The following is a 9,477-nucleotide window of genomic DNA, read 5'->3' as shown; positions in this document are numbered from 1 at the left end:
CGCCAGATCCCGCCTCACCCTCGTCCCCGACACCGGAACCGAGGTGACCACCGAACCCGCCCTCGGACTCAGCGCCTAACCCCCAAACCGAAGGACACCGCTACACCACCACCGGGGACTTGACCTCCCTCGAGCGCCAGGGTGACCAGGGCCGGATCAAGCGCGCCAACAATCTGCCGAACGGTCGCATAGCTCGGGGCCGGCAGTTCTTGCCTCTGCGCATCGGCGACGGCGAGGCGGTGCAGAGTCGCCAGAGCGGGCCGCGGCCGGGTCAGCGCCAACCGCTCGATGAACGCCACCGTCTCCGGCGCCGTTCGGCGGACACCCCTATCTGCCCGGGGATGAGGATCAAGGCCCGAGACACCGCCTACCCGATAGAGCTGGTTCCACCGTTGCAACGTTCGAGCAGCGATCCCGGTCTCCCGGGCCAGAACCGCGAGCGGGATCTGGTCTTCGACGTGAAGCCGAAGAACACGCCACCGCTCCGTCGCGTCCATGAGCCACTTACACGGTGGTGCTCTCGCGGGCCGCGAAGGCCTGCTGGTGACGGTAAAGGGTGGCCCGGCTCCAGCCGACGAGTTTCGCGGCGTCTTCCGCAGTCCGGCCCTTTGCCCTGGCTTCGGTGACGAGCTTGAGCTTGTCTGCGACCACGACGGGATCTGACAGGGGCCGGCCGAACCTGGTGCCGCCTTGCCGAGCAGCCGTGATCCCGGCATTCACTCGTTCCGTGATCAGCTCGCGCTCATACTCAGCCAACGTCGCGAGCATGTTCAACATCAGCCGGCCCGACGTCGTCGACGGGTCGATGCCATCCGAGATGCTCTTCACCTGGACATCCCGCTCCCAGAGGAGCTTCACCGTGTTCAGCACATCGATCAGGGACCGTCCGAGTCGATCGACCCTCCAGACGACGACGGTATCGCCGGGCTTGGCGTAGTCGAGGAGTTTCTTTATCCCGGGACGTGTGATCGCGGTCCGACTACCCGAGGTGACATCGGCAAATATGTCACGCTCCTGCACGCCCGATTTAACCAAGGCGTCGACCTGCAACTTCGCGTCTTGGCTTCTCGTACTGACCCGTGTGTACCCGAGATGTCTCACCTGGCCATTGTGCCTCAGAAACTGCTAGAGGTCGCGTGCGAAAGACACTTGACGATAAGACATGTTTCCAAGGCAAACGGCGCCCCGGAAATCCGCCACTTCCCAGGGAAGCTCGGAGCAGGTTTCGCGTGCCTCGGAAAGCTTTACTTTTCTGAGGCAGCTAAATCAGGGGTGGCCGCGGCCCGAGCGACCGTCGCCACTACTGGCGCCCCATCTAATTCGATGAGAGGGACGCCAGTCGCGTCAGTTGCCTATCGAATTTGGCCGAACGTGGTTCGAATGTCAGCCACGAGCAGATCGGGTTGTTCGAGAACCGCGAAGTGCCCGCCGCGGCCGACCTCGTTGAAGTGGACGAGGTTCGTGTAACGCTTCTCGGCCCAGCGGCGGGATCGGCGGACGTACTCGCCAGGCATGATGCTGAGCCCGACGGGCACCGTGAGGGGTTCCTGGATGGTGCCGGGGTTGGCCCAGCCCGTCTTGTTGGACTCCCAGTACATGCGAGCAGCCGAGGCTGCGGTATTGGGAAGCCAGTAGAGCATGATGTCGTCGATCATCTCGTCGAGGGTGAATAGCTTCTCGGCGTCACCGTGCTCGTCATGGGATCCGCCGACGTCTTGGAACATGGCGTAGATCCAGGACGCCAGGCCGACGGGTGAATCGGTGAGGGAGTAACCGATGGTCTGTGGCCGGGTCGACATTTCTTGCGAATATGCCGAGAGGACCTGCCAGTAGTAGCCGCTTTCTTGCATCATCGCCTGTTCCTCGGGCGTTGCGTTGCGGGCTTCGTCGTCGGTGGGCATGAACAACGCCATGTTGAGGTGGATCCCGGCGAGCCCGATGTTCGAGGCGGATTCGAGGGCGGCGAGTTCGGAGGTGACGGAGGCGCCGAGGTCGCCTCCCTGGGCGAACCAGGTGGTGTATCCGAGGCGCTCCATGAGGACAGTCCACGCTTTGGCGGTGCGCTTGAGGTTCCAGCCGGTCTCGGTGGGTTTTCCGGAGAACCCAAACCCGGGGAGGCTGGGGATGACGAGGTGGAACGCGTCGGTAGCCGTGCCGCCGTGGGCCTCCGGGTCCGTGAGGGCGCTGATCGCGTGCCGAAATTCGAGGACGGAGCCTGGCCATCCGTGGGTGAGCAGCAGTGGCCGCGCTCCGGGCACGGTGGAGCGGATGTCGAGGAAGTGGATGTCGAGGCCATCGATGTTCGTCATGTACTGGCCCCAGCTGTTCAGCAGCGCCTCGGTCTTCCGCCAGTCGTAACTGGTGGCCCAGTGTTCGACGAGCGCTTTGATCTTCTCGAGCTTGGGGCCTTGGGAAGTGTCGCCGACGGTCTCCTGGTCGGGCCATCGGGTGTTCAGAAGGCGCTGGCGGAGGTCATCGAGATCTGCCTGGGGGATGTCGAGGGTGAAGGGGATGATGGCGGCGGTATCAGTGCGGTTCATTCTGTTGTCTTTCGTTTGGGGTCGGTTCAGAAGTGGACTGGGACAGCGGGGCTGTCGGATGTGGCATTGGGATCGACGGGTGCGTTTTTCGGGATCAGCACTGCTGTGGCGATCGTTGCGACGAAGAAGACCATCGCGGCGACCAGAAATGCGCGGTCGTAGCCGGCGACAGCGGCGGCCGCCCGGCCGAGGTTTCCTGCGGATGTGGATGCTTGAAGGGCGATGGTGCTGAGGGACGCGGCTCCGAGAGCGCCGAAGATCTGCTGGCCGGCGTTGGCCAGGGCGGAGGCGACACCCGCGTCTTCTAGGTGGACTCCGGCGGTGGCGGAGTTGAACCCGGCACCGAAGATCAAACCCATGCCGATGCCGAGAACGACGAGAGCGGGAAGAACGGTCGTCGCGTAGCTGCTTTCCGGGCTGAGGGATGACAGCCAGAGAAGACCGGCGCCGCCGAGGAGAGAGCCGGCAGCGATCGGGACTCGAGGCCCGAACCGGCGCAGCAACGGCGGGGCCACGGCAATCGACATGACGGTGATGCCAAGGATCATGGGCAGGAACGCCAGCCCGGTGACCAGCGGAGTAAAGCCCTTAGTGTCCTGCAGGTAGAAGGTGAGGAAAAGAAATACCGAGAACATGCCGATGGCCGAGAGGGAGACCCCGAGCAGGGAGCCGCCGCGGTAGCGGTTCATGACCACGCGGAGAGGCAGCAGCGGATGGGTGCCTCGACGCTGGATGAGGATAAACACTCCGAGCGAGACGATGCCGGACGCAAGCAGCGCGATGGTCGAGCCTGCCGCCCAACCGGACGTTTCCGCTTGGGTGAATCCGAGAACAAGAAGCACTGTTCCCGCGACGACAGCCACGGCTCCAGGAATGTCGAGAACAACATGGCTGCTTCCGGTTGTTTTGGGAACCAAGATCACGGCGCCAACGACGGCGATCGCGGCCAGTGGCACATTGACCCAGAGGCACCACGCCCAGCTCCAGTACTCCGTCAGAGCGCCGCCAAGCAGAAGTCCAACGGCCGCGCCGGCGCCGGAGACGGAGCCGAAGACGCCGAACGCACGGGTCCGGTCGGCCGGCTCACGGAAGACGATGGTCAGCAGAGAGAGCGCTGCCGGGGCGAGCACCGCTCCGAAAACTCCCTGCGCTGCCCGTGCGGCGACGAGCATTGCCAAAGATGATGCAGCCCCGCCGACGAACGAGGCGGAAGCGAAGCCAATGAGCCCGATCACCAATGTCCGCTTCTGCCCCCACCTGTCGGAGATCCGGCCGCCGAGAAGCAGCAGGCCCCCGAAGCTCAGGGCGTACGCGCTGACAACCCACTGACGGTCGGCGGAACTGAAGCCGAGGGCTTCTTGCGCTCGGGGAAGCGCGATGTTCACGATCGTCGAGTCCAGCACCACGATCAGCTGCGCCAGGGACAACACCGCCAGAACCCACCACTTACTGGAATGAGGTCGTTCTCGGATTTGGGAGCCCCGTCCCGACTCAAGTTTTGCCGTGTTCATCGTGTCTCCTGTCGCGTGTTGGCCCGACGCAATTCGTCAACCTCTGGGATCATCTTAGCAAAAGACGATCTATTTAGGTTACGATATTGGCATGAACTCTTTTTCGACTGTCGGTGCACCCGTGTCGCTGCCCGAAATCGATTGGGGCGCCGCCGGGATCGAGACCGAACTCGGCTGGGCGCTGCCGGTGATGTACCAAGGTTTCTCACGGTCGGCCACGGTGGCGGTTGCCGAGGTCCCGGGAGGACCGCGGGGATACCAGGTCCTGGTGTCGATCACGACCGAGGAACCCTCCTCGCAGTTGGCTCTCGCTCACCGTCTCGGAATCGACAAGACCCAGATGACATACGTGATCGACGCCCTCGAGGCAGGCGGACATGTGGAGCGTCGCCCGGACCCGACCGACCGTCGCATCCGTCAGGTGCACCCCACCGATGCGGGCAGGAGTCTGCTGGCATCCGCACGCGTCGCACTCCGCGACGTCGAGGGGGTCCTCATGCGAGATCTGAGCCCCGACGAGCAAGAACAGCTGCGCCGCCTGTTGGCCAAGGTCGCCCTTGGTGCCGGTGCCGTCGAATCGTGCATCGCCGACGCCCGGGCAACCCACGAATACCCTCTCGCGTCCCCGGAACGATCCCGCCGGTCGCTCCCTTCGACCTCAAAAGAATGAGATACCCGTCATGACCAGCAGCATCCTCGTCGCCGGCGCCACCGGTGACCTCGGCCAACGCATCGTCCGCGAACTCCTCCAGCACGATGTCCACCTCCGGGTCCTCACCCGGCCCGGCAGCGCGACGACCACCGCACTCTTCGCAGGCAACGACCGGATCGAGGTCGTGAGTGCCGCGTACTCCGACCACACCGCCTTGACCGCTGCCGCAACGCGCGTCGACGTGGTCGTGTCGGCCGTCAGCGGTATCCGGCCCGTGATCGTCGACGCGCAGCGCGCCCTTCTAAAGGCGGCCGTCGCCGCAGGAGTACCCCGGTTTATCCCGTCGGACTTTTCCGCCGATTACCGCCCGATCGCCCCTGGTACGAACCGCAACTTCGAGATCCGACGCGAGTTCGCAGCCGACGTCGACGCAGCCCCCATCCAAGCGACCTCGATCCTCAATGGGATGTTCACCGACCTGCTCACCGACGAGGCGCCGATGATCCTTTTCGGCCGTCGGCGGGTTCTCTTCTGGTCCTCCGCCGACCAGATCCTCGACTTCACGACCAAAGACGACGTCGCCCGCGTCACCGCTCTCGCGGCCCTTGACGACAACGCACCCCGTGTCATCGAGATCGCCGGCGCGCAGGTGACGGCTCGGGACATCGCCCGAACGATGACGGAGCTCACCGGGACGCCGTTCAAGCTGCAGTGGGCCGGCACCACCGGGACCCTGTCCGCGATGAGCAAGGTCGGCAAACGCCTGTCCAAGAACCCCGACGAGACGTTCCCCGCCTGGCAAGGGATGCAGTACTTCGTCAGCATGTTCAGCGGCCAAGCGCAGTTGCGCCATCTCGACAACGACCGCTACGGCGCCCACACCTGGACCACGGTCCGTGACGTCCTCCAGGAGCACCTCACTCAGCAGAGGGAATCGACAACGGCGTAATCGCCCCCTCGACGATCCCACCCCCGTGGAACACGATCACCGCGAACAACGATGAAAGAAACGGTCATGCCTGACAAGAGAAGCTGGGGCAAGCCCGCCATCGACCCGATGAACCTTCGCTCCATGCTGATGCTCGACGTCGCCCGAGAGATGATGATTAGCGACACCTGGACCCACAAGGCCGTCTCGGTGTCCATGTCGAACCCCGAGAACCCGGAAGACGCCGCTGTTTCCTTCCTCGGCGTCAACGACCCTGATGGCATCGTGGATGTCGCCGACGGGCGCCTCGACATTGCCACGTTGAATCCGGTCGTCATGCTCAACATGGCACGACTCGGTACCGGCCCCTTCCCATCCCCGCTGGACCTGGCGACCATCGCTGTCATTCCGCACTACGACCAGCTCGCTTTCGCCGTCGCCAACCGACTCGGGTTCGAAAGCCTGGCCGATATCGCCGAAGCGAAGTATCCCCTTCGGGTGTCGGTTCGCGGTTCACTCGATGTCGTCACGGCCATGTCCATCGACGTGGTCCTCAGCACCTACGGGTTCAGCCTCGCCGACATCGTCGCGTGGGGCGGGACGGTGTTCTACGACCAGCCAATGCCCAACCACCCCACCCGAATCGGACGCCTCGAGAACGGTGAAATCGACGCCATCTTCGAAGAAGGCACGATCATCTGGGCCAATGATGTCATTGCCGCCGGCGCCAGCATCCTCCCCATCGACGACGACCACCTCGCCACACTCATTGCCCTCGGCTTCCGTCGCGGCATTCTCGACAAGGCCACGTACCCCACCCTGCCCGGCGACATCCAGACCCTTGACTACAGCGGCTGGCCGATCTACTGCCGCATAGACGCAAGCGATAAACTCGTTCGTCAGTTCTGCGCGGGTCTCGAACGGGCCAAAGATCGAATCGTGTGGCAGATCGGACCCGAGAATCAGCCACCCCTGCCTCTCGAACAGATGACGACCGACTCTCCGGCGAGCCCGTTCGACGTCCCCCTGCATCCCGCCGCTCGCGCGTATTGGCAGGAGATCGGGTACCCCGTAAAGCCGTAACACGCACTGCATGCAATATCCGGGCGGCTTGCGCGTTCTATCCAGCTAGCTGCCAATGCGGTCGGCCCCGCCACCCAGCGATAACAAAACGCCGCCATGGAACGACAAAAGTCACAGCCACGAGGCGATCGACCATGAAGCGATGAGCGAACACCCAATGCCCGCTGACCACCCGCAAGCGGGCGGTCACGACGGTCACTCGGGCCACGGCGGACATTCCGATCACGTAGCTCAATTCCGTCGGCTCTTCTGGATCATGCTCGTCATGGCCCTTCCCGTGATCGGGTTCAGCGGAATGTTCTCTGCCCTACTCGGCTACCGGTTGCCCGATGCCGCCGCCATCGCGTGGGTCTCCCCGATCCTCGGCACCGTGATGTATTTCTGGGGCGGCCGGCCGTTCCTGGTCGGCGCGGTATCGGAACTGAAGTTGCGCAAGCCCGGCATGATGCTCCTCATCGCGCTCGCGATTACCGTCGCGTTCGTCGCATCGTGGGGAGCGAGTATCGGATGGCTCGACACGGAACTCGACTTCTGGTGGGAGCTCGCCCTGCTGATCGTCATCATGCTCCTCGGGCACTGGATCGAGATGCGCTCCCTTGCCCAGACCTCCAGCGCACTGGAATCGCTCGCCGCCCTGCTGCCAGACGAAGCAGAACGAATCGACGGCGATACCATCGTCACCGTTGCCCCCGCAGACCTCGCCGTCGGTGACATCGTCATCGTCCGACCGGGCAGCCGCGTTCCCGCCGATGGCACCGTCACCGAAGGAACGGCCGACGTCGACGAATCCATGATTACCGGAGAATCCCGCCCGGTAAGCCGCGGGCCCGGCGCATCGGTTGTCGCCGGCACCGTCGCAACCGACACCGCCATTCGCGTGCGCATCACCGCGATCGGCGACGACACCGCCCTCGCCGGCATCCAGCGCCTCGTCACCGAGGCGCAAAACTCCAGCTCCCCTGCCCAGCGCATTGCCGACACCGCAGCCGGCTGGCTGTTCTGGTTCGCGCTCGGAGCCGCAGTGATCACCGCCATCGTATGGACCCTCGTCGGCAGCCCGAATGATGCCATCATCCGCACCATCACTGTGCTGGTCATTGCCTGCCCGCACGCCCTCGGTCTCGCCATTCCGCTCGTCGTTGCGATCTCCACCGAGCGCGCCGCCAAGGCGGGAGTGCTCGTGAAGGACCGCCTCGCCCTCGAAAGCATGCGCACCGTCACGTCGGTGCTGTTCGACAAGACCGGCACCCTCACCAAAGGTGAGCCGTCCGTCAGTCACATTCTTGCTACCGCTGCGCACACGGACGACGACATACTCGCGTGGGCCGCAGCAGCAGAGGGCGATAGCGAGCACCCGTTGGCCAAAGCCATCGTGCAGGCAGCGAAGGTTCGCCAACTGTCTGTCGACAGAGCAACCGACTTCCAGGCGTCCACTGCCATCGGCGTCACCGCTCGCGTCGATGGGCGTCGGATCGCCGTCGGCGGGCCGGCAATGCTTCGCGCAAGCAACCTCCAACCGCTCTCAGACACCGAAGCGTGGAAGGCCGACGGCGCCATCATCCTTCACGTGCTCTCCGACGGCGACGTGGTCGGCGCCATAGGCCTCGCCGACGAAATACGTCCAGAATCCCGCCAAGCCGTCGACGCCCTGCACGCGATGGATATCCAGGTGGTCATGATCACCGGTGACGCCGAAGCGGTTGCCCATTCGGTTGCCGACGAACTGGGCATCGATCGCGTCTTCGCGGGAGTGCACCCCGAAGACAAGTCGGCGAAAGTCGCGGAACTACAGAAAGAGGGTCGAAAGGTCGCGATGGTCGGCGACGGCGTCAATGATGCCCCCGCCCTCGCCCAGGCCGACGTCGGCATCGCGATTGGTGCCGGAACGGATGTCGCCATCGCCTCGGCCGGCGTCATCCTCGCCAGCTCCGACCCCCGCTCAGTGCTCTCCGTCATTGAACTATCCCGCAAGAGCTACCGAAAAATGAAGCAGAACCTCTGGTGGGCCGGAGGCTACAACCTCATTTCGGTTCCCCTCGCAGCCGGAGTACTAGCCCCGATCGGGTTCATCCTGCCCATGGAGATCGGTGCGCTGCTCATGTCTGTCTCCACGATCGTGGTTGCCCTCAACGCCCAGTTGCTACGGCGACTCGATCTGCAACCTGCACGCGTCACCGGCGGGTGATCGGCCAGGCAGGGTTGGAGCCGGCGCAGGCGAGGAACAAGTGAACCCATCGCGAGCGGCAACACTGGGTATTCGTTCACCTATGCATCGTGGGCGAATAGGCGAACGTATGGGCACGGGGTGCCCAGCCCTGTCCTGCCGTGGTCTCCGCGGCAAGCGCGCTTCCCAACCTCACCCACACACCAACACTGTGACTGAGGTTGGGAAGTAAAGAAACCACGGCAGGACAGGGCAAAAACGAAGGCAAATTGTGTTGTGACTCTTGGATGAGGGTTTGGATAGCGTGAAATTGAGTGACTAGGTCTGGCACCGAGACGGCATCCTTGAACAGGAGCCTTGTTGTGATCGAGTTATGACGGAAGGCGCAAGTGGGTGGCGGGCGCTGCCTCTATTTGATCGGCGATGCGGGGTAGGAAATTGGTAGACACGGCTGGCCTGAATAACGATGCCATAGTTGAGTCCCGCATAGTGGTGTAGCCGCGGTGGCCCGGCTCGTCGTGAAGACGTGGACGCGGTCACCGTGTGATCCTTCGAGAAGTCTCTTACCTCGACTCGAAAGGCATCATCACGATGACCGC

Annotated in this window: 8 protein-coding genes; 4 read left to right on the top strand and 4 right to left on the bottom strand. The window is 63.8% G+C overall.

Translation table 11 applies throughout. From position 1 onward, the window contains the following. Positions 1-68 precede the first annotated feature (68 nt). The 4 genes from G5S38_RS14795 to G5S38_RS14780 all read right to left on the bottom strand — a co-directional run bounded on the left by G5S38_RS14795 (position 69) and on the right by G5S38_RS14780 (position 4,051). On the bottom strand, positions 69-497 hold the full coding sequence (locus G5S38_RS14795) for a helix-turn-helix domain-containing protein (RefSeq protein ID WP_235929111.1): 429 nt from the start codon (positions 495-497) through the stop codon (positions 69-71). A 7-nt stretch (positions 498-504) separates the two neighbouring features. Beyond that, positions 505-1,101 carry a recombinase family protein gene (locus G5S38_RS14790; protein ID WP_165070257.1) on the bottom strand — a complete coding sequence of 199 codons (597 nt, stop codon included), beginning with the start codon at positions 1,099-1,101 and terminating at the stop codon, positions 505-507. Positions 1,102-1,352: 251 nt separating this feature from the next. Further along, complete coding sequence (locus G5S38_RS14785; protein ID WP_165070254.1) at positions 1,353-2,540, bottom strand: epoxide hydrolase family protein; 1,188 nt, start codon at positions 2,538-2,540, stop codon at positions 1,353-1,355. A 26-nt stretch (positions 2,541-2,566) separates the two neighbouring features. Further along, positions 2,567-4,051, bottom strand: a complete 1,485-nt coding sequence (locus G5S38_RS14780; RefSeq protein ID WP_165070252.1) for an MFS transporter — start codon at positions 4,049-4,051, stop codon at positions 2,567-2,569. Between the two features lie 121 nt (positions 4,052-4,172). Between G5S38_RS14780 and G5S38_RS14775 the strand changes: the two genes are divergently transcribed. The 4 genes from G5S38_RS14775 to G5S38_RS14760 all read left to right on the top strand — a co-directional run bounded on the left by G5S38_RS14775 (position 4,173) and on the right by G5S38_RS14760 (position 8,899). Then, positions 4,173-4,721, top strand: a complete 549-nt coding sequence (locus G5S38_RS14775) for a MarR family winged helix-turn-helix transcriptional regulator (RefSeq protein ID WP_235929110.1) — start codon at positions 4,173-4,175, stop codon at positions 4,719-4,721. A 10-nt stretch (positions 4,722-4,731) separates the two neighbouring features. After that, positions 4,732-5,652 (top strand): NmrA family NAD(P)-binding protein, encoded by a 921-nt coding sequence (locus G5S38_RS14770; protein ID WP_165070248.1) that lies wholly within the window; start codon positions 4,732-4,734, stop codon positions 5,650-5,652. Positions 5,653-5,703: 51 nt separating this feature from the next. Further along, positions 5,704-6,714: a TAXI family TRAP transporter solute-binding subunit gene (locus G5S38_RS14765; RefSeq protein ID WP_165070246.1), complete on the top strand. Its 1,011-nt coding sequence runs from the start codon at positions 5,704-5,706 to the stop codon at positions 6,712-6,714. Between the two features lie 142 nt (positions 6,715-6,856). Further along, positions 6,857-8,899, top strand: a complete 2,043-nt coding sequence (locus G5S38_RS14760) for a heavy metal translocating P-type ATPase (protein ID WP_407943855.1) — start codon at positions 6,857-6,859, stop codon at positions 8,897-8,899. The last annotated feature ends 578 nt before the right edge of the window (positions 8,900-9,477 follow it).

Origin of the sequence: Marisediminicola senii (genome assembly GCF_011057645.1) — a bacterium.
Classification (GTDB): Bacteria; Actinomycetota; Actinomycetes; order Actinomycetales; family Microbacteriaceae; genus Marisediminicola; species Marisediminicola senii.
The sequence above is the reverse complement of the archived record's forward strand: the minus strand, read 5'-3'. Positions and strand labels throughout refer to the sequence as shown.